Source organism: Actinotalea subterranea, from assembly GCF_008364845.1.
In the GTDB taxonomy this organism is placed as follows: Bacteria; Actinomycetota; Actinomycetes; order Actinomycetales; family Cellulomonadaceae; genus Actinotalea; species Actinotalea subterranea.
Genome location: NZ_VTTP01000006.1, coordinates 1 through 23,676 on the forward strand (window position 1 = coordinate 1; position 23,676 = coordinate 23,676).

The 23,676-nt window shown below is 74.0% G+C and carries 25 protein-coding genes and 4 tRNA genes; 20 read left to right on the plus strand and 9 right to left on the minus strand.

Going from position 1 to position 23,676, the window contains the following annotated elements; all coding sequences use genetic code 11:
• Positions 1 to 319: 319 nt before the first annotated feature.
• Positions 320 to 838: an FHA domain-containing protein gene (locus tag FZ988_RS18555; RefSeq protein ID WP_188079080.1), complete on the plus strand. Its 519-nt coding sequence runs from the start codon at positions 320 to 322 to the stop codon at positions 836 to 838.
• On the opposite strand, the gene rarD is transcribed toward FZ988_RS18555, so the two are convergent.
• Positions 822 to 1,760, minus strand: a complete 939-nt coding sequence (rarD, locus tag FZ988_RS11445) for an EamA family transporter RarD (protein WP_149204174.1) — start codon at positions 1,758 to 1,760, stop codon at positions 822 to 824. The two genes, FZ988_RS18555 and rarD, sit on opposite strands and share 17 nt — an antisense overlap.
• A gap of 154 nt (positions 1,761 to 1,914) precedes the next feature.
• Here rarD and FZ988_RS11450 point away from each other — a divergent pair, with 154 nt between their 5' ends.
• Together FZ988_RS11450 and htpX are read left to right on the plus strand one after the other, a co-directional pair.
• Positions 1,915 to 3,276 (plus strand): FAD-dependent oxidoreductase, encoded by a 1,362-nt coding sequence (locus FZ988_RS11450; protein ID WP_149204175.1) that lies wholly within the window; start codon positions 1,915 to 1,917, stop codon positions 3,274 to 3,276.
• 174 nt (positions 3,277 to 3,450) lie between these two features.
• Positions 3,451 to 4,323 carry a zinc metalloprotease HtpX gene (gene htpX / locus FZ988_RS11455; protein WP_149204176.1) on the plus strand — a complete coding sequence of 291 codons (873 nt, stop codon included), beginning with the start codon at positions 3,451 to 3,453 and terminating at the stop codon, positions 4,321 to 4,323.
• A 24-nt stretch (positions 4,324 to 4,347) separates the two neighbouring features.
• On the opposite strand, the gene FZ988_RS11460 is transcribed toward htpX, so the two are convergent.
• A complete protein-coding gene (locus tag FZ988_RS11460; protein WP_149204177.1) occupies positions 4,348 to 4,839 on the minus strand; it encodes a YajQ family cyclic di-GMP-binding protein in 492 nt (163 codons plus the stop codon).
• Positions 4,840 to 4,983: 144 nt separating this feature from the next.
• On the opposite strand from FZ988_RS11460, the gene FZ988_RS11465 reads away from it, so the two are divergent.
• The 6 genes from FZ988_RS11465 to FZ988_RS11490 all read left to right on the plus strand — a co-directional run bounded on the left by FZ988_RS11465 (position 4,984) and on the right by FZ988_RS11490 (position 6,697).
• A tRNA-Tyr gene (locus FZ988_RS11465) sits at positions 4,984 to 5,068 on the plus strand.
• 188 nt (positions 5,069 to 5,256) lie between these two features.
• A tRNA-Thr gene (locus FZ988_RS11470) sits at positions 5,257 to 5,329 on the plus strand.
• 63 nt (positions 5,330 to 5,392) lie between these two features.
• Positions 5,393 to 5,469, plus strand: a tRNA-Met gene (locus tag FZ988_RS11475).
• A gap of 86 nt (positions 5,470 to 5,555) precedes the next feature.
• On the plus strand, positions 5,556 to 5,726 hold the full coding sequence (rpmG, locus tag FZ988_RS11480; protein ID WP_149204178.1) for a 50S ribosomal protein L33: 171 nt from the start codon (positions 5,556 to 5,558) through the stop codon (positions 5,724 to 5,726).
• Positions 5,727 to 5,789: 63 nt separating this feature from the next.
• Positions 5,790 to 6,275 (plus strand): FAS1-like dehydratase domain-containing protein, encoded by a 486-nt coding sequence (locus FZ988_RS11485; RefSeq protein ID WP_149204339.1) that lies wholly within the window; start codon positions 5,790 to 5,792, stop codon positions 6,273 to 6,275.
• Positions 6,272 to 6,697, plus strand: coding sequence for a MaoC family dehydratase (locus FZ988_RS11490; RefSeq protein ID WP_149204179.1), 426 nt, complete (start codon positions 6,272 to 6,274; stop codon positions 6,695 to 6,697). Before FZ988_RS11485 ends, FZ988_RS11490 begins: the two co-directional genes overlap by 4 nt.
• A gap of 23 nt (positions 6,698 to 6,720) precedes the next feature.
• On the opposite strand, the gene FZ988_RS11495 is transcribed toward FZ988_RS11490, so the two are convergent.
• On the minus strand, positions 6,721 to 7,785 hold the full coding sequence (locus tag FZ988_RS11495; protein ID WP_149204180.1) for a LacI family DNA-binding transcriptional regulator: 1,065 nt from the start codon (positions 7,783 to 7,785) through the stop codon (positions 6,721 to 6,723).
• A gap of 175 nt (positions 7,786 to 7,960) precedes the next feature.
• Here FZ988_RS11495 and FZ988_RS11500 point away from each other — a divergent pair, with 175 nt between their 5' ends.
• The 4 genes from FZ988_RS11500 to FZ988_RS11515 are packed head-to-tail and all read left to right on the plus strand — an operon-like array spanning position 7,961 to position 13,097.
• Positions 7,961 to 9,412, plus strand: a complete 1,452-nt coding sequence (locus FZ988_RS11500) for an MFS transporter (RefSeq protein WP_149204181.1) — start codon at positions 7,961 to 7,963, stop codon at positions 9,410 to 9,412.
• Entirely contained in the window at positions 9,409 to 10,671 is a 1,263-nt protein-coding gene (locus tag FZ988_RS11505; RefSeq protein WP_149204182.1) for an MFS transporter, read from the plus strand. The genes FZ988_RS11500 and FZ988_RS11505 overlap by 4 nt, the downstream gene beginning before the upstream one ends.
• 6 nt (positions 10,672 to 10,677) lie before the next feature.
• Positions 10,678 to 11,940 carry an MFS transporter gene (locus tag FZ988_RS11510; RefSeq protein ID WP_149204183.1) on the plus strand — a complete coding sequence of 421 codons (1,263 nt, stop codon included), beginning with the start codon at positions 10,678 to 10,680 and terminating at the stop codon, positions 11,938 to 11,940.
• Positions 11,937 to 13,097, plus strand: a complete 1,161-nt coding sequence (locus FZ988_RS11515) for a UDP-N-acetylmuramate dehydrogenase (RefSeq protein ID WP_246169454.1) — start codon at positions 11,937 to 11,939, stop codon at positions 13,095 to 13,097. The genes FZ988_RS11510 and FZ988_RS11515 overlap by 4 nt, the downstream gene beginning before the upstream one ends.
• 22 nt (positions 13,098 to 13,119) lie before the next feature.
• On the opposite strand, the gene FZ988_RS11520 is transcribed toward FZ988_RS11515, so the two are convergent.
• The 6 genes from FZ988_RS11520 to FZ988_RS11545 form a co-directional block, all read right to left on the minus strand.
• Positions 13,120 to 14,163: an adenosine deaminase gene (locus FZ988_RS11520; RefSeq protein WP_149204184.1), complete on the minus strand. Its 1,044-nt coding sequence runs from the start codon at positions 14,161 to 14,163 to the stop codon at positions 13,120 to 13,122.
• Positions 14,164 to 14,205: 42 nt separating this feature from the next.
• Positions 14,206 to 14,835 carry a response regulator gene (locus FZ988_RS11525; protein WP_149204185.1) on the minus strand — a complete coding sequence of 210 codons (630 nt, stop codon included), beginning with the start codon at positions 14,833 to 14,835 and terminating at the stop codon, positions 14,206 to 14,208.
• Positions 14,832 to 16,148: a sensor histidine kinase gene (locus tag FZ988_RS11530; protein WP_149204186.1), complete on the minus strand. Its 1,317-nt coding sequence runs from the start codon at positions 16,146 to 16,148 to the stop codon at positions 14,832 to 14,834. The genes FZ988_RS11525 and FZ988_RS11530 overlap by 4 nt, the downstream gene beginning before the upstream one ends.
• Positions 16,138 to 17,040 (minus strand): ABC transporter permease, encoded by a 903-nt coding sequence (locus tag FZ988_RS11535; protein WP_149204187.1) that lies wholly within the window; start codon positions 17,038 to 17,040, stop codon positions 16,138 to 16,140. The genes FZ988_RS11530 and FZ988_RS11535 overlap by 11 nt, the downstream gene beginning before the upstream one ends.
• A complete protein-coding gene (locus FZ988_RS11540) occupies positions 17,037 to 17,981 on the minus strand; it encodes an ABC transporter ATP-binding protein (protein WP_149204188.1) in 945 nt (314 codons plus the stop codon). Before FZ988_RS11540 ends, FZ988_RS11535 begins: the two co-directional genes overlap by 4 nt.
• Before the next feature lie 103 nt (positions 17,982 to 18,084).
• On the minus strand, positions 18,085 to 19,323 hold the full coding sequence (locus FZ988_RS11545; RefSeq protein ID WP_188079081.1) for a pyridoxal phosphate-dependent aminotransferase: 1,239 nt from the start codon (positions 19,321 to 19,323) through the stop codon (positions 18,085 to 18,087).
• Positions 19,324 to 19,541: 218 nt separating this feature from the next.
• Here FZ988_RS11545 and FZ988_RS11550 point away from each other — a divergent pair.
• The 7 genes from FZ988_RS11550 to FZ988_RS11580 all read left to right on the plus strand — a co-directional run bounded on the left by FZ988_RS11550 (position 19,542) and on the right by FZ988_RS11580 (position 23,621).
• Positions 19,542 to 19,614: transfer RNA gene (locus tag FZ988_RS11550), tRNA-Trp, on the plus strand.
• A 108-nt stretch (positions 19,615 to 19,722) separates the two neighbouring features.
• A complete protein-coding gene (gene secE / locus FZ988_RS11555) occupies positions 19,723 to 20,010 on the plus strand; it encodes a preprotein translocase subunit SecE (RefSeq protein ID WP_149204189.1) in 288 nt (95 codons plus the stop codon).
• Between the two features lie 68 nt (positions 20,011 to 20,078).
• Positions 20,079 to 20,909, plus strand: a complete 831-nt coding sequence (gene nusG, locus FZ988_RS11560) for a transcription termination/antitermination protein NusG (protein ID WP_149204190.1) — start codon at positions 20,079 to 20,081, stop codon at positions 20,907 to 20,909.
• A gap of 83 nt (positions 20,910 to 20,992) precedes the next feature.
• Positions 20,993 to 21,424: a 50S ribosomal protein L11 gene (gene rplK, locus FZ988_RS11565; RefSeq protein WP_149204191.1), complete on the plus strand. Its 432-nt coding sequence runs from the start codon at positions 20,993 to 20,995 to the stop codon at positions 21,422 to 21,424.
• A gap of 104 nt (positions 21,425 to 21,528) precedes the next feature.
• Entirely contained in the window at positions 21,529 to 22,251 is a 723-nt protein-coding gene (rplA, locus tag FZ988_RS11570; RefSeq protein WP_149204192.1) for a 50S ribosomal protein L1, read from the plus strand.
• A 228-nt stretch (positions 22,252 to 22,479) separates the two neighbouring features.
• Positions 22,480 to 23,115: an RNA polymerase sigma factor gene (locus tag FZ988_RS11575; RefSeq protein ID WP_149204193.1), complete on the plus strand. Its 636-nt coding sequence runs from the start codon at positions 22,480 to 22,482 to the stop codon at positions 23,113 to 23,115.
• On the plus strand, positions 23,112 to 23,621 hold the full coding sequence (locus FZ988_RS11580; RefSeq protein WP_149204194.1) for a hypothetical protein: 510 nt from the start codon (positions 23,112 to 23,114) through the stop codon (positions 23,619 to 23,621). Before FZ988_RS11575 ends, FZ988_RS11580 begins: the two co-directional genes overlap by 4 nt.
• Positions 23,622 to 23,676: the final 55 nt, after the last annotated feature.

Genomic DNA, 23,676 nt, shown 5'->3' on the forward strand with positions numbered 1-23,676 from the left:
GCCCGCTCCGGCTCCCGCAGCCGCGCCCGCTCCGGCGCCCGCGCCCGCTCCGGCTCCCGCACCCGCTCCGGCTCCCGCACCCGCTCCGGCACCCGCTCCGGCTCCGGCTCCGGCGCCCGCACCGGCCCCCGCGCCGCCGGTGCCCGCTCCCGGCCCGACCGCTCCCCCCAGCGCACCACCGGTCCCCGGGATCATCTCGTCGGTACCCGGTGTCCGGAGCGCCTCCGCGGACGACGCCCCGGCGCCGCTACCGGCGCCCGCACCTGCCCCCGCGCCTGCTCCGGCGCCCACACCCGCTCCTGCCGCGGCCCCCGCGCCCGTGGCGGCCGCGGACCTGAACCGACCGACGCCCGCACCCGACAGCGACGGCCATCCGGCCACGCGCCCGCAGCCGGTCATCGCACCGCCCGCAGCCGCGGAGCTCGAGGACGACGTCGAGCACACCCGCCTGTCCTCGGCGAGCCGCCGCTCGGTCCCTGAGGTCCAGCACGGCGGCCGGGGGAGCGGGCCCCGTGCGACGCTCCAGCTGTGGGACGACCGCCGGCTCACGCTCGAGGGCGTGGCGCTCATCGGCCGCAACCCGGCCCCGCGCGAGAACGAGTCGACGCCCGACCACCTCCTCGCGGTGCCGGACCCGGGCCGGTCGGTCTCCAAGACCCACCTCGTGCTCGGCGTCGACGCGAACGGCGTGTGGCTCCAGGACCGCAACTCGACGAACGGCACGGTCGTGACGCTGGGCGACGGTCAGCAGATCCTGTGCGCACCCGAGCAGAAGGTTCGCGTGCCGGCCCAGGCGTCGGTCGCGTTCGGGGACTTCTGGCTCACCGTCGTCGACTGACGGGCCGCCCCGCGCGCAGGCCGTCCGCGGTGAGCACCACGAGCGCGAGCCAGACGAGCCCGAAGCCCAGCCACCGCGCGGGCGGCATCTCCTCGCCGAACCACAGCACGCCCACGAGGAACTGGATGGTGGGTGCCACGTACTGCAGCAGCCCGACGACGCTGAGCGGCAGGCGCCGGGCCGCGGCCCCGAAGAGCAGCAGGGGCACGGCCGTGATGACGCCGACGCCGACCGTCGCGGCGACGTGCCCGGGCCCCTCGGCGCCGAACGCGGCCACGCCGGTCGCCGTGAGCCACACCAGGTAGGCGACCGCGAGGGGCGTCAGGACGGCCGTCTCGACCGCGAGGCTCGCGACGGCGGGCACGGTGCGGCCCACGCGGTTCTTGATGAGCCCGTACACGCCGAACGTGGCCGCGAGGGTCAGGGCGATCCACGGCAGGCGCCCGACTCCCGCGGTGATCACGACGACGGCACCCGCGCCGATCCCGAGGGCCACCCACTGCGCCGCGCGCAGCCGCTCACCGAGCGCGACCACGGCGAGCCCGACGGTCAGCAGCGGGTTGATGTAGTAGCCCAGCGCCGTGTCGACCGTGTGCCCCGTGAGCACCCCGAACACGAACACGAGCCAGTTCGTCGCGACGAGGACGCCGGCGAGCGCGAGGGTCCGCAGCGTGCGGCGGTCGGCGACGGCGGCACGGAAGGCGCTCCACGTCCCCGTGACCCGCAGCAGCAGGAGGCAGAAGAGGAGCGACCACACGACGCGGTGGGCGATGATCTCGACCGGGCCGGCCGGTGCGAGGAGCGGGAAGTACAGCGGCAGGAAGCCCCAGAGCAGGTAAGCACCCAGGCCGAGAGCCACACCACGCGTGTCGAGCCCGGCCGGGCGGGTGGGCCCGGCGGGCGTGGTGGGCCCGGCGGCCACGGGTTCACGTCCTGGGTGCGGCACCCCGCGAACCTACGCCCCCGCCTACACTGGCGGCAGCGTCCTGGTGGGGCGCGCCGTCGTCGTGCCGGTCTTCGTCGGGCGCACGGCAGGCAGGGACCCACCGCCCCCTTCCGGAAGGCGTCTTCTCTCCGTGAGCACCACCCGCCCGCTCCGCGTCGCGATCGTCGGCGCAGGCCCGGCCGGCATCTACGCCGCCGACATCCTGTCCAAGTCCGGCCTCGAGGTCTCGATCGACCTCTTCGAGCGGCTCCCCGCGCCGTTCGGGCTGGTGCGCTACGGCGTCGCGCCCGACCACCCGCGGATCAAGCAGATCATCGTCGCGCTGCACAAGATCCTCGACCGCGGTGACATCCGGCTGCTGAGCAACGTGGACTACGGGACGGACATCGGTCTCGCCGACCTGCGGCGCTTCTACGACGCCGTGATCTTCTCGACCGGAGCGATCCGGGACGCCGAGCTCCCGATCCCGGGGATCGACCTGCCCGGGTCGTACGGCGCCGCCGACTTCGTCTCCTGGTACGACGGGCACCCGGACGTGCCGCGCACCTGGCCGCTCGAGGCCCAGCACGTCGCGGTCATCGGTGCGGGCAACGTCGCGCTCGACGTCGCGCGGATCCTGTCCAAGCACCCCCAGGATCTGCTGCCCACCGAGATCCCGGACAACGTGCACCAGGGCCTGCTCGCGAACCCGGTGACCGACGTCCACGTCTTCGCCCGCCGGGGGCCCGCGCAGGTCAAGTTCAGCCCGCTCGAGCTGCGCGAGCTGGGCCACGTCCCCGACGTCGACGTGATCGTCTACCCCGAGGACTTCGACTTCGACGAGGGCTCGATGGCCGCGATCCACTCGTCGAACCAGACCAAGCAGGTCGTCAAGACCCTGACGGACTGGACGCTCAAGGAGCCCGAGGACCTCACGGCGAGCCGCCGCATCCACCTGCACTTCCTGCACCGGCCCGTCGAGGTGCTGGGCGAGGACCGGGTCACGGGCCTGCGCACGGAGCGCACGGTGCTCACGGGCGACGGGTCCGTCGCCGGCACCGGCCAGCTGCACGACTGGCCCGTCGAGGCCGTCTACCGGGCCGTCGGCTACTTCGGCTCGCCGCTCGCGGACCTCCCGTTCGACGACGTCGCGGGCGTCGTGCCCAACCGCGAGGGCCGCGTCGTCCAGCCCGACGGCGAGCACCTCCCCGGCGTGTACACGACGGGCTGGATCAAGCGGGGTCCCGTCGGCCTCATCGGCCACACCAAGTCGGACGCGACGGAGACCATCAAGCACCTCGTCTCCGACGTCGCGGGCCTGGAGCGTGCGACCGAGCCCGACCCGTCGGCGGTGACCGCCTTCCTGGCGGAGCGCGGTGTCGGTCACGTCGAGTGGGCCGGCTGGATGCTCCTGGACGCGTACGAGCAGTCGCTCGGCACCCCGCACGGCCGTGAGCGCATCAAGGTCGTGCCGCGCGAGGACATGCTCTCCGTCATCCGCGGCGAGCGCTGACCGAGCAGGCCCACGCAGGCCGCTGCGGCCGGAGCGCCGGGAACGCAGCGGCTGGCAGGAGCGTTGTCCCAGGCAGGGCAGCAGGCGCGACCAGGCGTCGGCAGTGCGTGTGCAGGCCCGTGCAGGCCGGTCGGCGCCGCCGCCGGGGACCGTCGAAGGAGCGCGAGGACGAGGGTGGGACGTCGGCACTACAACGGCCTGAAGACCGCCGGGCTGTTCGGTCTCATGTGGGCGCTGGTCCTGGCGATCGGGGCGGTCGTCGACGGCGGGCGGTACATCTTCCTGTTCGCCGCCGCCGGGCTCCTCATGACCGCGTTCAGCTACTGGAACTCGGCGGCGATCGCGATCCGGTCGATGCACGCCTACCCGGTCAGCGAGCTCGACGCCCCGGAGATGTACCGGATCGTCCGCGAGCTCTCGACTGCCGCGCGCCAGCCCATGCCCGCGCTGTACGTGTCGCCCACGGCGGCGCCCAACGCCTTCGCGACCGGCCGCAACCCACGCAACGCGGCCGTGTGCTGCACCGAGGGGATCCTGCGCCTGCTCGACGAGCGTGAGCTGCGCGGGGTCCTCGGCCACGAGCTCATGCACGTGTACAACCGGGACATCCTCACGTCCTCGGTCGCGGCCGCGTTCGCGGGCATGATCACGTCCGTCGCGCAGTTCCTCATGTTCTTCGGCGGCGGCGACCGCGAGCGCGGCGGGAACCCGATCGCGATGCTCGCCATGGCGTTCCTCGCGCCGGTCGCAGCGATGGTGATCCAGCTCGCGATCAGCCGCACCCGGGAGTATGACGCCGACGAGGACGGCGCCAGGCTCACGGGCGACCCGATGGCCCTGGCGTCGGCGCTCGCGAAGCTCGAGCGGGGCACGCAGCGCGCGCCCCTGCCGGCCAACCGGGACCTGGTCGACGTCTCGCACCTGATGATCGCGAACCCGTTCCGGGGCGGCGGCATGGCCAAGCTGTTCGCGACGCACCCGCCCATGGCCGAGCGCATCAAGCGCCTCCAGCACATGGCCGGCGAGGGCGGCGTCACCCGCTACTGAGCGCCGGCTGCCCGGCGCCCTGCCTCAGCGGTAGTTGACGAACTGCAGCGCGACGTCGAGGTCGGCGTCCTTGAGGAGTGCGATCACGGCCTGGAGGTCGTCCCGGCTCTTCGCGGAGACGCGGAGCTCGTCGCCGGTGATCTGCGTCTTGACGCCCTTGGGGCCCTCGTCGCGGATGACCTTCGAGATCTTCTTCGCGTTCTCGCTGCTGAGCCCCTCCTTCACGGCGGCCTCGAGACGGAACTCCTTGCCGGAGGCCTTGGGCTCGCCCGTGTCGAGAGACTTGAGCGAGATGCCGCGTCGGATGAGCTTCGTCTCGAACACGTCGAGGACCGCCTTGACCCGCTCCTCGGAGTTGGCCGTCATGACGATCGACTCGCCGCTCCAGGCGATGGACGCCCCGACGTTCTTGAAGTCGTACCGCTGCGAGATCTCCTTCGCGGCCTGGTTGAGGGCGTTGTCGACCTCCTGCCGGTCGACCTTGCTGACGACGTCGAACGAGGACTCGGATGCCATGCGTCTCCTCCTGGGTCCGTGGCGCGGGCGAGGGGCTCGCGCGGTGGGCGGGCCGTCCGTGTGCGGATGGGCCCTGCAGAGTTGCTATCCTTCCATCCGCACCTGAACCGCACGAGCAGTCGTCGCGGGGCGGGCGCAGCACCTGGCAGGTTGCCCGAGCGGCCAAAGGGAGCTGACTGTAAATCAGCCGCGTCATGCTACGGGGGTTCGAATCCCTCACCTGCCACCACCGAGGCGCCTCGCCTCCGGCCCACGGGCCGGGGCGGGGCGCCTTCGTCGTGAGCGGCGCCGCACGGGCGAGCGCGGGCCGGCCTGGCGGGCCGCAGGCGCGGCCGACGGCCGGGGTGGCGCAGCCGACGGCGGGGTGGCGCCTCGATTTCGCGAGGGCCCCGCGGCCCGTGTACCCTGGCACGCGCTGCCCCGATAGCTCAGTCGGCAGAGCGTCTCCATGGTAAGGAGAAGGTCAAGGGTTCGATTCCCTTTCGGGGCTCTGTTGGTGCCTGGTGGTCATGACGACGGTTCGTCCGTCCCGTGACCACCACGGCGCCGATGCGGCGGGGTAGCTCAGCTGGTCAGAGCGCACGACTCATAATCGTGAGGTCGCGGGTTCGAGCCCCGCTCCCGCTACCAGATGTGGACACAGGGAGTACCGGCCGGCGGTACTCGCTCATGACGGACCAGGGCGCTGCACGAGCGGCGCGAGAGGTGGCAAGACCGTGGCCAGCAAGTCTCAGGATGTTCGCCCCAAGATCACGCTCGCATGCGTCGAGTGCAAGGAGCGGAACTACATCACCAAGAAGAACCGTCGGAACGACCCCGACCGCCTGGAGATGAAGAAGTTCTGCCCGCGCGACGGCCGTCACACGGTCCACCGCGAGACCCGCTGACCCAGCTGTCGCACAGGTCCTCCCGCGGGTCGCACGCGGCCACGGGTGGACGCTGACGAGCTCATGGTCAACCTCGCCTACGCCGGCCGCACGTACCCGCCGACCGCGCCCTACGCGGTCGGCCGTGAGCACGTGCGCGACTTCGCCCGGGCCGTGGGTGCGACGCACCCGGCGCACCACGACGTCGCGGCGGCGCGCGCACTCGGTCACCCCGACGTGATCGCGTCCCCCACCTTCGCCGTGGTCGTGGCGCAGCGGGCCGAGGCCCAGCTGATCGAGGACCCGGACGCGGGCATCGACTTCTCCCGCGTGGTCCACGCCGAGGAGCGCTTCACGCACCACCGGCCCATCCACGCCGGCGACGAGCTCGTGACCGTGCTCCACGTCGACGGCATCGTCGAGCGGGCCGGCCTGTCCATGGTCACCACGCGCTGCGAGATCGCGGCGGCGGACGGGGAGCCCGTGGCGACGGTCGTCTCCACGCTCGCCGTCCGTGGGCCGGAGCAGCCCGTCCGTGGGCCGGAGCAGCCGACCGGGGCGCCGGCATGACGCGCCCCCTGCTCGCCGACCTCGAGGTCGGTCAGGTCGTCGCCACCCGGACCCTGACGTTCGCGCGTGCCGACCTGGTCCGGTACGCCGGCGCGAGCGGCGACCTCAACCCGATCCACTGGAACGACCGGTTCGCCGGCGAGGTGGGGCTCCCAGGCGTCATCGCGCACGGCATGCTCACGATGGGCGCCGCGGTGGACGTCGTCGTCGACTGGGCGGGCGACCCCGGTGCCGTCCTCGACTACGGCGTCCGGTTCACGCGCCCCGTCCCCGTGCCGGACCCCGGCGCCGCGACCGTGGACGTGAGCGCCGCCGTCGGCGCCGTCGACGTCGAGGCGGGGACCGCACGCATCGACCTGACCGTGACGGCCGACGGTGCCCGGGTCCTGGGCAAGGCGCAGGTGCTCGTCCGCCTGGCCTGAGCAGCCTGGCCTGAGCCGTCAGGTCAGGCCGGCGGGGGGCCGGTCGTCGTCCCCACGCGCAGCTCGACGTCGAGCTGGACGGGCTCAGGCACCTGACCCGCGAGCAGCCCCGCGACGGCGTGCCCGAGGGCCTCGCCCTTCGCGGCGAGCGGCTGGCTCACCGTGGTCAGCACGTCGGGCGCGAGCCACGGCAGGTCGAGGCCGTCGAAGCCCGCGACGGAGACGTCCTGCGGCACCCGCAGGCCCAGGTCGCGTGCCGCGAGGAGCACGCCGGCGGCGAGCAGGTCGGACTGCGCGACGACGGCCGTCGGCCGGTCGGGGCCCGTAAGGAGCTGGCGGCCGGCCTCGTGACCCTCCTCGACGAGCGACGCGTTGGTCTCGATGATGCGCACGGGCGTGACCCCCGCGTCGGTGAACCCGGCGAGGCGGTGCCGCGTGGGCGGCCAGTCGAGCTGGCTCATGCGCTCGTCGTCGACCGGCCCGCAGCGGCGCGGCCCGCCGAACGGGAGGGTGACCGAGCCGATGCGCTCGTGGCCCAGGTCGAGGAGGTGGCGGACGAGCTCGGCGGTGCCCTGCCTGTCCCGGATGCCGACGACGGGCACGCCCTCGATCTCGGGGCCCTCGCCGATGACCACCGGGACGCCGCGCTGCTGGAGGGCCGCGAGGACCGGGTCGCCGCTGCGCGCGCCCCAGATGAGGACGGCGACGTCCATGGGTGCGCTCGCGAGCAGCGGGTCGAGCTCGATGCCGCCGTCGGCGGCCGGCATCCCGGGGATGAGCAGGACCCCGAGGCCCATCGTGCCGAGCGTGCCGACGAGCCCGTCGAGCACCTGGACGGAGACCGGGTCCCGGAAGCTGCGGCGCAGCTGGTCGCCGATCACGACGGCGACGATCCCGGAGCGACCGCTGCGCAGCGAGCGGCCGAGCGGGTTGGGCCCCGCGTAGCCGAGCGACGCCGCAGCCGCCAGCACGCGCTCGCGCGTCTCGGCCGCGATGGGCCCGGCGCCCGAGAACGCGAGGGATGCGGTCGAGACGGAGACGCCTGCGGCGCCCGCGACGTCGGCCAACGTCGGCCTGCTGTGTGCCATCTCACCTGCTCGGGAAGGGAACTCGGTTGACGGGTCGTCAGCCTATCGGCACACTTGTGGGTCGAACCTCGAATCGTTTCGAGAAGCCCGACGGCCCGCCGTCCTCCCGGCACGACGAGGTCGCGAGCCCCGCGTCGTGCCGCACCGCAGCCAGAACCGTCCCGGATCGAGTGCCATGTCTCTGCCCCGCCCCACCCGGGCCGCCGTCGCGCGCCCCGACGTGGTGAGCCCCGCCCCCGAGGTGCGCCGCGCGCGCCTCAACCTCCTCGGCCTCTACCTCCTGCTGGGTGTCACCGTCTCGAGCTGGCTCGCGCGCCTGCCCACCGTGCGCACGTCGCTCGACCTCTCGACCGGGGACCTCGGCACGGTCCTCCTCGTCGGCGCCCTCGGCTCGCTCGCGACGGTGCTCGTCGCCGGCGGCGTCGTCACGCGCTGGGGCAGCCGCGCCACGCTCATGACCGCCGCCGTCGTGTTCTCCGTCGCGAACGTCCTGCTGGGGCTCGCGCCCACGATCGGCAGCCGGCCCGTCCTCGTGGCCGGTGTGGTCCTCCTGAGCGCCTCGTTCGCGCTCGGCAACGTCCCGATGAACGTCGAGACCGTCGTGATCGAGCGCGCGATGGGGCGCACCGTCGTGCCCCAGTTCCATGCCGCGTTCTCCGTCGGCAGCGTGCTCGGATCAGGGCTCGGGGCCCTCGCCTCCTGGGGCGGCGTCCCGCTGCTCGCCCAGTTCGGCGCCGTGAGCCTCGTGACCCTCGTGTGGCGCGCCGTGGCCGTCCCGGGCGCCGTGCTGCCCGCACCCCCCGCAGCCCCCGGGCCCGGGCAGCCGGGCGAGGACCCCGACGACCGGCCGACGCCCGCGCGTCGGGGTGCCGGCATGCGCACCGCGCTCGCGGCCTGGCGCGAGCCGAGGACGCTCGTCGTCGGCGTGGTCGTCATGGCGGCCGCGCTCTCCGAGGGCTCCGCGAACAACTGGCTGGCGATCTCCGTCGTCGACGGGTTCGGGCAGACCGAAGCCGTCGCGGCCCTCGTCTTCGGCACCTTCGTCGCCGCGATGACCGTGGCGCGACTGCTCGGCACGTTCCTCATCGACCGGTTCGGTCGCGTCGCGGTGCTCACGGCCTCGGGCGTCTCGTCCCTCGTCGGCCTCGCCGCGTTCGGCCTCGCGTCGAGCCTCCCGCTCTCGGTCGTCGGCGTCGTGGCCTGGGGCCTGGGCGCCGGCCTCGTCGTGCCGATCGGCATGGCGGCCGTCTCCGCCGACCGGTTGCGCGCGGCGGGGCGCGTCGCGGTCGTGTCCGCGTTCGCGTCGGTCGCCTCGATCACCGCGCCACCGCTCATCGGGCTCGCGGCCGAGCGGATGGGGGCACGGCACGCGCTCCTCCTCATCGCCGTCGTCCTGCTCGCGGGCACACTGCTGTCCCGTCGGGTCGACGAGGTGGCGCCGGCGCCCACGGCCCGCGAGGATGCGGGCGAGCCCGCTGTCCGCACCGGGCCCGCCGAGACCCTCCGGGGGACGGGTGACGACGACGGCACCACGCCCCCCGAGACCATCCTCGTCGAGGCCGTCGGCCTCGCAGGTCCACCCGGACGGGTAGCCCCGTCCACGCTCCTCAGCGAGGCACACCGGTGAGCACGTCCCCCGCAACCCCGACCGTGGTCCGCTCGCGCACGGCACAGGTGGCCGCCACCGCCGTGTTCGTGACCTTCTTCCTCAACGGGTTCAACTTCGCGAGCTGGGCCGCGCGGCTGCCCGCCGTCCGGGACGGCCTCGGCATGCGGCCCGAGCAGATCGGGCTCCTGCTCCTCATCGGCTCGATCGGGTCGCTCGCCGCGCTCCCGCTCTCGGGGCTCGTCGTCGTCAGGCTCGGGGCCCGCCGCACCATCCTCACGTTCGCGACCGCCAACGTCGCAGGCCTCCTCCTGGCCGCCGTCGGCGTCTCGATGGGCCAGGTCTGGTTCGTCGTGCCTGCCCTCGTGCTGTTCGGCATCGGGACGGGCGTGTGGGACGCCGCGATGAACCTCGAGGGTGCGGCCGTCGAGCAGCGCCTGGGGCGCGCGATCATGCCGTGGTTCCACGCGGGATTCTCCTTCGGGACGATGGCGGGAGCCGCCCTGGGCGCGGTCGCGGCCCGGATGGGCGCGCCGGTCCTCGCACACCTCGCCGTCGCCCTCACGCTGAGCATGGTGGGCGTCGTCGTCTGCTCCCGGTGGTTCCTGCCCGAGGGCACCCACCGGCCCGACGGCGCCGATGACGCCGGCAGCACGGCGGCCGACGGCACCCGCGAGGGCGCGGGCCGCACGTTCAACGCGTGGCTCGAGCCGCGCACCCTCATGGTCGGGCTCGTGGTGCTCGCGGCCGCGCTCACCGAGGGTGCCGCGAACGACTGGGTCGCGCTCGCCGTAGTCGACGGGTTCGACGCGCCCGACGAGACGGGCGCGCTCGCGTTCGGCGTCTTCGTCACGGCCATGACGGGCATGCGTCTGCTGGGCACGATGCTCCTCGACCGGTGGGGCCGCGTCGTCGTCCTGCGGCTCTCCGCCGCGCTGTCGCTCGCCGGCCTGGTGGTCTTCGGGCTCGTCCCGTCGCTCGGCCTCGCGCTCGCGGGCGCGGTCCTGTGGGGCATGGGCGCCGCCCTCGGCTTCCCGGTCGGGATGAGCGCCGCGTCGGACGACCCGCGCCGCGCCGCGCCGCGCCTCGCCGTCGTCGCGACCATCGGCTACAGCGCCTTCCTCGCCGGACCGCCGCTCCTCGGTCTCCTCGCGGAGCACGTGGGCTACCGGCACGCCCTGCTGGCCATCGCGGTGCCGGTCGTCATCGGCCTCTTCGTGATCCCGGCCGCGCGGCCGCTGCCCACCGCCCTGGGTGCCGCGGACGCCGAGGAGCGCTGACGGCCCATGGCTCCCGCTCCCGCCGACGACGCCGGGCCGGCTGACGTGGACGCACGCGACGGGTCCGTCGAGCCGTCGATCCGCCTCGCGTCGGTCGCCGTGTTCGCGACCTTCCTGCTGAGCGGCCTCAACTTCGCGAGCTGGGCCGCACGCCTGCCGGCCGTGCGTGACCGCCTGTCGCTCGCGCCCGACGAGGTCGGCCTCCTGCTCCTGGTCGGCGCCGTCGGGTCGGTCGTGGCGCTGCCCCTGTCGGGCGTCGTCGTGCAGCGGTGGGGAGCGCGCCGGACGGTGCGCGTCTCGGCGTCCCTCAACTCGGGCGGGCTCGCGCTCGCCGCGGTCGGCGCGAGCGCGGGCTCCGTGTGGCTGACGGCGGCGGGGATGCTCGTCTACGGGGTGGGCACGGGCGTGTGGGACGCGGCGATGAACCTCGAGGGCGCGGCCGTCGAGCAGCGCCTGGGACGGTCCCTCATGCCCCGCCTGCACGCGGGCTTCTCGATCGGCACCATGGCGGGCGCGGGGCTGGGCGCGCTCGCCGCGTGGCTGGGCATCCCCGTGGGCGCGCACCTCGGGGCCCTGCTCGCGGTCTCGCTGGCCATCGTCCTCCTCGCCACGCGCGCGTTCCTGCCCGAGGGCGTGCACGACGCGCCACGGCCGAGCGACGGTGGTCGGCAGGGCGGCGCCCTGCGCGCGTGGGGCGAGCCGCGGACCCTGCTCCTCGGGCTCGTCGTCCTGGGGGCGGCGCTCACGGAGGGCGCCGCGAACGACTGGGTGGGCCTGTCGGTGGTCGACGGCTTCGCGACCTCCGACGCCACGGGCGCGGCAGCCCTGGCGGTCTTCGTCACGGCCATGACCGGCATGCGCCTGCTCGGCACGCGTCTGCTCGACCGGTGGGGGCGCGTCGTCGTGCTGCGTCTCGCGGCGAGCCTCGCGCTGGTCGGGCTCGTCCTGTTCGCCCTGGGCCCGACGCTCGCGGTCGCGCTCCTGGGGGTCGTGGCGTGGGGCGCCGGTGCGGCGCTCGGCTTCCCGGTCGGGATGAGCGCGGCGTCGGACGACGCGGTGCGCGCACCGGCCCGCGTCGCCGTCGTCTCCACCATCGGTTACAGCGCCTTCTTCGTCGGGCCCCCGCTGCTGGGCATGCTCGCCGAGCAGGTGGGCTACCGCCACGCGATGCTCGCGATCGCGGTGCCCGCGGTGCTGAGCCTCGCGGTCGCCGGTGCCGCGGCACCCCTGCGCGCGGGCCGGGGGAGCGGGCCTAGCCTGGAGCCGTGACCTCACCTGCACCCGTGAACGCCGGAGCCCTGCGCGCGCCCGGTCCGCTGCTGTCCGGTCTCACGACGCTGCGCCTGGGCGGGCCCGCGGGTCGCTACGTGGAGGCGGCCTCGGAGGCCGAGCTCGTCGAGGCGGTCCGCTCGGCCGACGACGCGGGGGAGCCGCTCCTCGTCCTGGGCGGCGGGTCGAACGTCGTGGTGCCCGACGCCGGGTTCGAGGGGCTCGTCGTCCGCGACGGCCGGTCCGGGCTCACCGTCGAGGACGCGGGGACGTGCGCCGGGGCGAGCATCCGGGTGCCGGCGGGCACGCCCTGGGTGGACCTGGTCGACAGGGCCGTCGCCGAGGGCTGGGTCGGCGTGGAGGCGCTCGCCGGCATCCCGGGATCCGCGGGCGCGACACCGGTCCAGAACGTCGGCGCCTACGGCCAGGACGTCGCGGGCGTGCTCTCGACCGTCCGGGTGTGGGACCGCGCCGAGTCGCGCGTGCGGACCCTCGCGCTGGTCGACCTCGAGCTCGGCTACCGGACGTCGCTCCTCAAGCGGTCCCTGCGGGGACCCGACGGCGCACCGTCGCCGTTCGCGCCGACCCCGCGGTACGTGGTCCTGGACGTCGGCTTCCAGCTGCGCCTCGGCACCCTGTCGGCGCCCGTCGCGTACACGGAGCTCGCCCGGCGCCTCGACGTGGCCGTCGGCGCGCGCGCACCCCTGACCGAGGTGCGCCAGGCCGTGCTCGAGCTCCGCGCAGGCAAGGGCATGGTGCTCGACGCGGCCGACCCGGACACGTGGAGCGCCGGCTCGTTCTTCACGAACCCGGTGGTGGCCGCCGACGTCGCCGACCGGCTCCCCGAGGGCGCGCCGCGCTTCGCCGTCCGCTCCGCCCGCCCGGAGCGGACCACGGGCCCGAGCCTCGGCGCGGTCGACGAGACGCTCGTCAAGACGAGCGCGGCCTGGCTCATCGAGCACGCCGGGTTCGGCAAGGGGTACGGCCTGCCCGGACCGGTCGGGCTGTCGACCAAGCACGCCCTCGCGCTGACCAACCGGGGCGAGGGCACGACGGCGGAGCTCCTGGCTCTCGCGCGCACGGTGCGCGACGGCGTGCGCGACACGTTCGGCATCGTGCTCGAGGCCGAGCCCGTCCTCGTGGGCTGCGCGCTCTGAGGTCAGCGCGGCCGGGTCGGCCTCAGGCGTCCGAGGGCGCCGGCCCGTCCGGCGCCGCGAGCCACGCGTCGACGTCCCGTAGGAGCCGCGCCTTCGTCGACCCGCCGGCGCGCGACGCCCTGATCGACCCGCGGGCCAGCTCGGCGAGCTCCGCGTCGCTGAACCCGTGGACGTGCCGCGCCGCCTCGTACTGGGCGACCAGGCGCGAGCCGAACAGCAGGGGGTCGTCCGCGCCGAGCGCGACGGTAGCGCCGGCGACCGCGAGGGTGCGCAGCGGGACGTGGTGGTCCTCCGCGTACACGCCGAGCGACACGTTCGACGCCGGGCACAGCTCGAGCGCGACGCCCCGGCTCACCACGTCGTCGAGCACGCGCGGGTCCTCCGCGGAGCGCACCCCGTGGCCGAGGCGGTCCGGGCGCAGGTGCTCGAGGACCTCCGCGACGTGGCCCGGGCCCAGCAGCTCCCCACCGTGCGGGACCGACGCGAGGCCCGCGCGTCGTGCGATGTCGAACGCCGGGGCCCAGTCGACGGTGTCTCCGCGGCGCTCGTCGTTGCTCAGGCCGAACCCGACGACCTGACCCGGCCCGTCGCCCGCGTAGCGCGCGGCGAGGCGCGCGAGCGTCCGTGCGTCGAGCGGGTGCCGGGTGCGCGAGGACGCGACGACGACGCCGACCTCGACGCCCGTGCGTGCGCTCGCCGCCGTGGCCTCGTCGAGCACGATCTCGAGGGCCGGCGTGATCCCGCCGACGAACGGGGCGTAGGAGGTCGGGTCCACCTGGATCTCGAGCCGCCGGGAGCCCTCGGCCGCGTCGTCCGCGGCCGCCTCGGCGACGATGCGGCGCATGTCCGCCTCGGTCCGCACGCAGGCGCGCGCGGCGTCGTACAGCCGCTGGAACCGGAACCAGCCCCGCTCGTCCGCGGGCGGCCGCACGGGCTGCTCGTCGAGGAGAGCCTGGGGGAGCCGCACGCCGCGCGCGGCAGCCATGTCGGCGAGCGTCGTCACGCGCATCGACCCGGTGAAGTGAAGGTGGAGGTGGGCCTTGGGCAGTCCCACCAGGTCGCGCATCGGGTCAGTGTGCCAGGCCGTGCCGGGCCGGACGCGGTCCACTCACGGTGATCGCAGGATGCCGCGCTCGTAGGCGAGCGTCACGGCGCGTGTGCGGTCGTCGACCCCGAGCTTCGCGAAGATGCGCAGCAGGTGCGTCTTGACGGTCGCCTCGGCGATGAACAGCTCCGCGCCGACCTGCGCGTTGCTCGAACCGCGCGCGACGGCCGCGAGGACCTCGAGCTCACGGGCCGTGAGGCGCTCGCCGCCACCGTCGCGCAGCTGCGAGACGAGGCGCCGGGCGACCGACGGCGCGAGCACGGTCTCCCCGCGCGCGGCCGCCCGGACGGCCTCGACGAGGTCCTGCTGGGGTGCGTCCTTGAGCAGGTAACCCGTGGCCCCGGCCTCGACGGCGCGCAGGATGTCCGCGTCCGACTCGTACGTCGTCAGCACCACGACGCGCACGCCCGGCGTGGTCGCGAGGATCTGGCCCGTCGCGGTCGCGCCGTCCATCACGGGCATCCGCAGGTCCATGAGCACGACGTCGGGGACCACGCGTGCCACCAGCTCGACGGCCTGCGCGCCGTCGGCGGCCTCGCCGACGATCTCGAGGTCCGGCTCGCCCGCGAGCAGGCCGACGATGCCTGCGCGGACCACGGGGTGGTCGTCGACGACGACGAGGCGGACGGTCATGACGTGCCCTCCCGGGGCTCGGGGTTCCGGTGCTCAGGCTGCCGTGCCTCCGCGGGCAGGGACACCCGGACGCGGGTGCCGCCCGCCGCGCCGCCGCTCACGGCGAGCTCGCCGCCGCCCGAGGTGACGCGCTCGCGCATGCCCCGCAGGCCGAAGCCCTCGGCCGCGGCCGGGTCGATGCCGCGTCCGTCGTCGACGACCTCGAGCGCGATGCTCCCGTGGCGCGTCCCGTCGGGGTCGCCGACGAGCACGAGCTGGACGTGCCGCGCGTCCGCGTGCCGCCTGACGTTCGCGAGCGCCTCCTGGGCCGCGCGCAGGAGGATGACCTCGCGGTCGCGGCCGATCGCCTGCTCCGTCGCGTCGTCGGGCAGGACGACCTCGACCTGGACGCCCGTCTCCTGCTCGAAGCGCGCCGCGAGCCGTCCCAGCGCCTGGCCGAGCGTCGCGCCGTCGAGCCCCACCGGAGCGAACGCAGCGACGAGCGCCCGCGCCTCGGCGAGGTTGTCGCGTGCCGTCTGCTCGACGAGGGCCATGCGCTCCGCGGCCCGCTCGGGCTCGCCCCGGCGCACGTCCGACGCAGCGGTCTGGGCGAGCATCACGATGCTCGTGAAGCCCTGCGCGAGGGTGTCGTGGATCTCGCGGGCCATGCGCTCGCGCTCGGCGGCGACGCCCGCGGCGTGGTGCGTGCGGCCCAGCTCGGCCTGTGCGTCGCCGAGGCGCGCGAGCAGCTCGGCACGCTCCTCGCTCTGCTCCGCGACCTCCGTGATCCACAGCCCGAGGAGGACCGCGAACGCCAGGGCCAGGGCGCCCTGGGCCAGGGCCTCGGGGAGGTTCGCCGAGTCGGGCCCCTCGTGCGCGACGGTCGCGACGGTGATGCCGACGGTGAGGAGCACCGAGGCGACCACGCCCGCGCGTCGGCTCTCGGAGAAGAACCAGATCTGGCTGTACGCGACGAACAGCAGGATCGAGCCGATCGGGCTGATCCGCACGATCACCACCGTCACCACGACCAGCAGCACCACGTACACGAGCGCGAGACGCCGGTCACCCGTGCGTGCGGCACGGTGACCGACGGCGGCGTACGCGGCCGTGAGCGCCGCGAGGAGCGCGAGCACCGCGGCCAGCGCCGGGCCCCGGGTGTCGAGGACCAGCGCGACGGCCGCGATGACCACCATCAGGTAGAACGCGACGTCCCAGCCGCGCAGCGCCCGCAGCCAGAACTGCCTGCGCTGCGAGGCGAGCCACGCGGGCGAGGCGCTGAGCTCTGCGGGCGGGGCGCTGAGCCCCGCCCGCGGCTCGGGCTCAGCCGTCATCGCGGCGCTTCCACCGGAACGTCTTGGCGCCGACGACGACGCTCGCGAGGAGCCAGGCGGCCAGCACGGCGGCCGTCATCGGGTGCTGCCACGAGCCGGACACCTCGAACGACTCGGCCTGCTCGGGCAGGAACACCGAGCGCATGCCCTGCGCCATCCACTTGAGCGGGAACACCTCGGCGACGCGCTGCATCCACGTGGGCAGGTCGCTGTAGACGAAGAAGACGCCGGAGATGAACTGCAGCACGAGCACGATCGGGATGACCACGGCGGAGACGCTCTTGCCGCTGCGGGGCACCGACGAGAACGCGATGCCGCACATGGCGCCGGTGGCCGTGCCGAGACCGAACACCCAGGCGAAGGTGAGCCACGGGCCGGCCGTCGTCGGCAGGTCGATGTCGAAGAGCACCGCGCCGGCCCCGAGCAGCAGCGCCATCTGGACGAGGCTCGAGATCAGCACCGACGCGATCTTCCCGATGAAGTAGGAGACCGCGGGCATCGGCGTGCCGCGCAGGCGCTTGAGCCCGCCCTCGTCGCGCTCGACGGCGATCGAGATCGCGAGGTTCTGGAAGCTCGAGAGCATCACGCCGGTCGCGATCATCCCGGGCAGGAAGTACTGCGCGAAGGGGATGCCGGGCTCGGGCCCGACGGTCGCGCCGTCCTGGCCGAACACCGTGGCGAAGATCGCGAGCATGATCACCGGGTAGGCGAAGATGAACACGACGGCGTCGCGCTCGCGGAAGAACTGCTTGAGCTCGATGCCGGTGCGCGCGAGGCCGAGGGCGAGGACCGAGGGCAACGCCCCGGTCCCGGAGCGTCCGCGCGCCGTGGGCGAGCCACCGACGGGCCCGGTGTGCGTGGGTCCGGCGTGCGTGGGTGCGGCGGCGCTCATCGCACGGCCTCCTCGGTGGTCTCGGCCGTCCGGGCGTCCTGGGCGTCCTGGTCGGGCAGGTCGGGTGACGTGGTCGCGTCGGTGAGCGTGGTCCGGCCCTCGCCGATGAGGCTGAGGTACACGTCCTCGAGCGTGGGGCGTCGCACCTCGAGGCCGGGGACCTCACCGGGGGCGAAGCGCGCGGCGAGCTGGGCGACGACGGCGGTCGGGCTGTCGGTCGGCCGGCTCCGGGGGACCCCGTCCTCGGTCCAGTGCACGACGGCGTCGTGCGCGCGCCGGCCGCCGAGCGCGGAGGGCGTGTCGAGAGCGACGACCCGGCCGTCGCGCACCACGGCGCACCGGTCGGCCAGGTGCTCCGCCTCGTCCAGGTAGTGCGTGGTCAGCAGGATCGTCGTGCCCTCGTCGCGCAGGCCCGCCACGAGGTCCCAGAAGTCGCGGCGCGCCTCGGGGTCGAAGCCGGTCGTGGGCTCGTCGAGGAACAGGAGCTCCGGCCGCCCGACGATGCCGAGGGCCACGTCGAGACGACGGCGCTGCCCGCCGGAGAGCTGCCGCACCCGCGTGCGGGCCTTCTCGGTCAGCCCCACGGCCGCGATGAGCTGCTCGGGGTCGCGCGAGCTCGGGTAGTACCGGGAGAAGTGGTGCACGAGCTCGGCCACCGTGAGCTCGGCCTGGTCGTTCGCCGTCTGGAGCACGACGCCGATGCGGCTGCGCCAGGTGCGGTCGCCGCCCCAGGGGTCGACCCCCAGGACGCGGACCTCGCCGCGGTCGCGGTGGCGGTAGCCCTCGAGGATCTCGATCGTGGTCGTCTTGCCGGCGCCGTTCGGGCCGAGCACCGCGAAGATCTCGCCGCGCTCGACGGTCAGGTCCAGGCCGTCGACGGCGCGCTTGGCGCCGTAGTGCTTGTGCAGGTCCCGTACATGGACCGCCACGTCAGGTGTCATGGCTCCAGCCTGGCGCAGCGGCCGCCGGCCCGGCAGGCCCGGGTGGTGGGACCTGGTGTCCACCGATCGGTGGACACCAGGTCGGGTGCCCGCGTCGTCGGCGTCAGCGCGCCTCGGCCAGCAGCGACTGGATGCGGCCCACGCCCTCGGCCAGGTCGGCGTCACCCAGGGCGTAGGACAGGCGCAGGTAGCCGCTGGGGCCGAACGCCTCACCGGGGACGACCGCGACCTCGACCTCGTCGAGGATGAGCGACGCGAGCTCGGCCGACGTCGTCGGGGTGGTGCCGCGGATGGTCCGGCCGAGCACCCCGCGCACGCTCGGGTAGGCGTAGAACGCGCCCCGGGGCGTGGGGCACACGACGCCGTCGATCGCGGACAGCATCTCGACCATCGTCCGACGACGACGGTCGAAGGCGGTGCGCATCTCGTCCACGGCCGACAGGTCGCCCGTGAGCGCCGCGACGGCCGCCCGCTGGGACACGTTCGCGACGTTGGACGTCAGGTGGGACTGCAGGTTGGTCGCGGCCTTCGTCACGTCGGCGGGGGAGATCATCCAGCCCACGCGCCAGCCCGTCATCGCGTAGGTCTTCGCGACGCCGTTGAGCACGATCGTGGTGTCCGCGAGCTCAGGGACTGCCCGCACGATCGGCGTGGACACGGCGTCGTCGTAGACGAGGTGCTCGTAGATCTCGTCGGTGACGACCCAGATCCCGTGCTCGAGCGCCCAGCGGCCGATCTCCGCCGTCTGCTCGGGGGAGTACACCGCGCCCGTGGGGTTCGACGGCGAGCAGAAGAGCAGTGCCTTGGTGCGCTCGGTGCGCGCGGCCTCGAGCTGCTCGACCGTGACGAGGTAGCCCTGCGCGTCGTCCGCGAAGACCTCGACGGGAACCCCGCCGGCCAGGCGGATGGCCTCCGGGTAGGTGGTCCAGTACGGCGCGGGCAGCAGGACCTCGTCGCCCGGGTCCACGATCGTCGCGAACGCCTGGTAGACGGCCTGCTTGCCCCCGTTCGTCACGAGCACCTGGCTCGGCTGGACCTCGTACCCGGAGTCGCGCAGCGTCTTGGCGGCGATCGCCTCGCGCAGGTCCGGCAGGCCCGCGGCGGGCGTGTAGCGGTGGTTCGCGGGGACCGAGCACGCGGCGACGGCGGCGTCGACGATGTACTGCGGCGTCGGGAAGTCGGGCTCGCCGGCTCCGAATCCGATGACGGGACGGCCGGCGGCCTTGAGGGCCTTGGCCTTCGCGTCGACGGCGAGGGTCGCGGACTCGGCGATCGCGCCGATGCGGCGCGAGACGCGACGCGCGGGCTGGGACGGGTGCGGGGCGGCGGGAGTCTGGCTCACCCGCCCATACTGGCACCCGGTGCTCACGGGCGCGCCGGCATGTCCACGAGGCGCCGTCCGGGGGCCGTCCGGGGGCCGTCCGGGGGTCCCGTTCGACCCGGCGCCGCGGACCACGTACACTCGACCGCTGGTGGTTGACGCCCGCCATGATGTGCCATGCCCGCACGAGCCGACGTGCTCGACGGGCCGGCGCGTCGGGGTGGGTGGCGGCGACCTGAAGGGCAGTGGCGCAATTGGTAGCGCACCGGTCTCCAAAACCGGCGGTTGTGGGTTCGAGTCCCGCCTGCCCTGCGTGAACGGCCGAGCCCGGTGGGCGCGGCGGCACGGGCGAACGAGTACGCCAGGCAACCGAGCCGAGCCGGGTCTCTCGGCGGCACGGACGAGACGTAGGGACGAACTGTGAGCGATTCCGCACGAGCTGCGGCCGCCGGTGCCGAGGGCACGGGTCGCGAGGGCTCGCGCCCTGCTCGCGGTGGCAAGCAGGAGGAGCGTCGCGGGTTGTTCGCGCGTATCGCCCTGTTCTTCCGCCAGGTCGTCGCCGAGCTCAAGAAGGTCGTGCGGCCGACGCGCGCGGAACTGCTGCGCTACACCGCCGTCGTCCTCGTCTTCGTGGCGGTCGTGATGGCGTTCGTCACCCTCGTCGACCTGGGCGTGGGTTCCCTGGTCGGCTGGGTCTTCGGCGGTTAGCCGACCGGCCGGACCGCCCCGCACGTCCCGAGCAAGACATCACAGTCGTCAGAAAGCAGGTTCTCCCCGTGTCGCACGAGTCGCTGGAGCCGACCGAGCAGGACGAGACGCAGGTCGCCGACGCCGCCGTCGAGGACGGTGCGTTCGCGCAGGTCGACACCGACGCCGCGCCCGAGCTCGAGCCGGCCGACGGTGACGAGGCCACGGACGAGGCGGCCGAGGACGAGGCGGCCGAGGACGAGGCGGCCGACGAGCCGATCGCCGACGCCGACGCCGACCTCGATGCGTCCGACGACGACGAGGACGCCGACCCGGTGGCCGCGTTCAAGGCCGAGCTGCGGCGTCAGCCGGGCGACTGGTACGTGATCCACTCCTACGCGGGCTACGAGAACCGCGTGAAGGCGAACCTGGAGAACCGCACCCAGAGCCTGAACATGGAGGACTACATCCACCAGGTGGAGGTCCCCATGGAGGAGGTCACGGAGATCAAGAACGCGCAGCGCAAGGTCGTGCGCCGCGTCCGGATCCCGGGTTACGTCCTCGTCCGCATGGACCTGACCGACGAGTCGTGGGGCGCGGTCCGGCACACGCCGGGCGTCACGGGCTTCGTGGGGCACACGCACCAGCCCGTCCCGCTCACGCTCGACGAGGTCTTCTCGATGCTCGCGCCGTCCCTGGCGCCGGCCACGGAGAAGGCCAAGGGCCAGGCGGCCGCCCCGCAGATCGCCGTCGACTTCACGGTCGGCGAGTCGGTCACCGTCACCGACGGACCCTTCGACACGCTGCCCGCGACGATCTCCGAGATCAACGCCGAGGGTCAGAAGCTCAAGGTCCTCGTCTCCATCTTCGGCCGGGAGACCCCGGTCGAGCTGTCGTTCAACCAGGTCGCCAAGATCTGAGCTGAGCCAGGCCCACGGGCCAGCGGCAGCACTGCAACCGGGTCATCGCCCACGGCGTCGGCCCACGAACAACGGAAGGCATCATGCCCCCCAAGAAGAAGGTCTCCGGCCTGATCAAGCTCCAGATCAACGCTGGGGCTGCCACGCCGGCGCCGCCCATCGGTCCCGCGCTGGGCCAGCACGGCGTCAACATCATGGAGTTCTGCAAGGCGTACAACGCGGCGACCGAGTCGCAGCGCGGCAACGTCATCCCGGTCGAGATCACGGTCTACGAGGACCGCTCGTTCACCTTCATCACCAAGACCCCGCCGGCCGCCGAGCTGATCAAGAAGGCCGCCGGCGTCGCCAAGGGCTCGCCGACGCCGCACACCGTCAAGGTCGCGACGCTCACGCAGGCCCAGGTCCGCGAGATCGCGCAGACGAAGCTCGAGGACCTCAACGCCAACGACCTCGAGGCCGCCGCGAAGATCGTCGCCGGCACCGCCCGCTCGATGGGCATCAAGGTCGAGGGCTGACCTCACCGGTACCACCAGCACGACCCCGCGGCCGGACGGCCGCGGGGCACCCAGTGGCAGGGCCCTTGGCGGCCCGTCGACCACGACTGCCGAAGGAGCAGAGCATGGCCAAGCACAGCAAGGCGTACCGCAACGCGGCCGCGACCATCGACAAGGAGCGCGTGTACGCGCCCCTCGAGGCGATCCGGCTCGCGCAGAAGACGTCGTCCACGAAGTACGACGCCACGGTCGAGGTGGCCTTCCGCCTCGGCGTCGACCCGCGCAAGGCGGACCAGATGGTCCGTGGCACGGTCAACCTGCCGCACGGCACGGGCAAGACCGCGCGCGTCCTCGTCTTCGCGACGGGTGAGCGTGCCGAGCAGGCCCGCGCGGCCGGCGCCGACGAGGTCGGTGGCGACGAGCTCATCGAGAAGGTCGCCGCCGGCTACACGGACTTCGACTCCGCCGTCGCGACGCCCGACCTCATGGGCAAGGTCGGTCGTCTGGGCAAGGTGCTGGGCCCGCGTGGCCTGATGCCGAACCCGAAGACGGGCACCGTGACGATGGACGTGGCCAAGGCCGTCTCCGAGATCAAGGGCGGGAAGATCGAGTTCCGCGTCGACAAGCACGCGAACCTCCACTTCATCATCGGCAAGACGTCGTTCTCCGACATCGCGCTCACCGAGAACTACGCGGCGGCGCTGGACGAGATCCTGCGTCTGAAGCCGGCGTCCTCGAAGGGCCGCTACATCGCGAAGGCGTTCGTCTCCACCACGATGGGCCCGAGCATCCCGCTCGACCAGAACAAGACGCGCAACCTCACGGTCGAGGAGACCGACGAGGGCTGAGCCCGCACAGCGGCGCCACGCGCGCCCGCGTCGTCCAGGAGGGCCCGGCAGCTTCGGCTGCCGGGCTCTTCTGCGTCCCCGGCGGCCGCCGCAGGAAGGTTCTCGTCGTCGGGCCGTCACAGACGCGACGTGGCGTGCTCCTGAGATGTCGGCAGGGGCGATCCTTGTCGGACCGTGACGTGGCGCACTACGTTGGGGCCCCCGACGGACCCGAGAGGGCTCAGGTCGATGAACCGGACGACGGACAGCGCGACCGACGACGTCGGCGCGACGGCCTCGACGCTGGGCCGACGCGCGGGCGCGGCCCTCGCTGCGTACCGCGCCGGGGACCCGCAGCCGCTGGCCGGGCTCGTCCGCGAGGCCACCCCGCTCCTCTGGCACGTCGTGCGTGCGCAGGGCGTCGAGCGCGACGAGGCCGAGGACGTGGTGCAGGGCGTCTGGCTCGCGCTCGTGCGCAACGCGGCGACGATCCGGGAGCCCGACGCCGTGCTCGCCTGGCTCCTCGTCAGCGCACGCCGAGCCGCGTGGCAGGTGGTCAGGCGCCGCCGTGACGCCCAGCGCCGCACAGCCGCCCTCCCGGAGCCGGAAGGACCACGGGGCGGCGACCTGGCGTCCACGGACCCGCCGGTGGAGGCCCCGGTGCTCGTCGCCGAGCGCGACACGGCGCTGTGGCGCAGCTTCAGCGCCCTCCCGGAGCGCTGCCAGCAGATCCTGCGGTTCGTCGCGATGGCGGACCGGCCGGACTACCGGGCCATCGCGACCGTCACCGGGCTGCAGGTCACCGCGGTCGGCGTGACGCGCGGCCGGTGCCTGGCGAAGCTGCGGACGCTGCTGGACCGCGACGAGGGGTGGGTGAGCACATGAGCGACGAGGGGCTGTCGGCCGACGTGCCGATGGACGCGGACGACCTGGCCGTCCTGGCCGAGCTGGCCCGGCTGTTCGAGCGGGTGGACCCACCCCCGCGGGGCCTCGTGGACCGGACGCTGTTCGCGCTCACGCTCGAGGCGCTGCAGACGCAGGTCATGGAGCTCCAGCACCTCGAGCAGCCTGCGCTCAGCGTGCGCGGGGACGGTGGCGCGCCCGGTCGGGAGTCGGTCGAGGCCCGCACGATCACCTTCACCGCGGACGCCGTGACCGTGATGATCACCCTGTCCGAGGGGCCGCACGGCGGGGTCCGGATCGACGGCTGGAGCGCCCCGGCCACCCGGTTCGTCGTCGACCTGTACCGGCCCGACGACCACCTGCAGACGGAGTCCGACGACGACGGCGCATTCGTCATCCCGGACGTCCCGCCGGGGCTGGCGAGCCTCGTGCTGCGGCGCGCGGACGGCGCCGGCCCGGCCGTGAGCACGCCGGTCATCGAGCTGTGAGCAGACAGTGACGCGTCCGGGGGCGAGCCGGTCCGCCGGGCCGTCGTCGCGCACG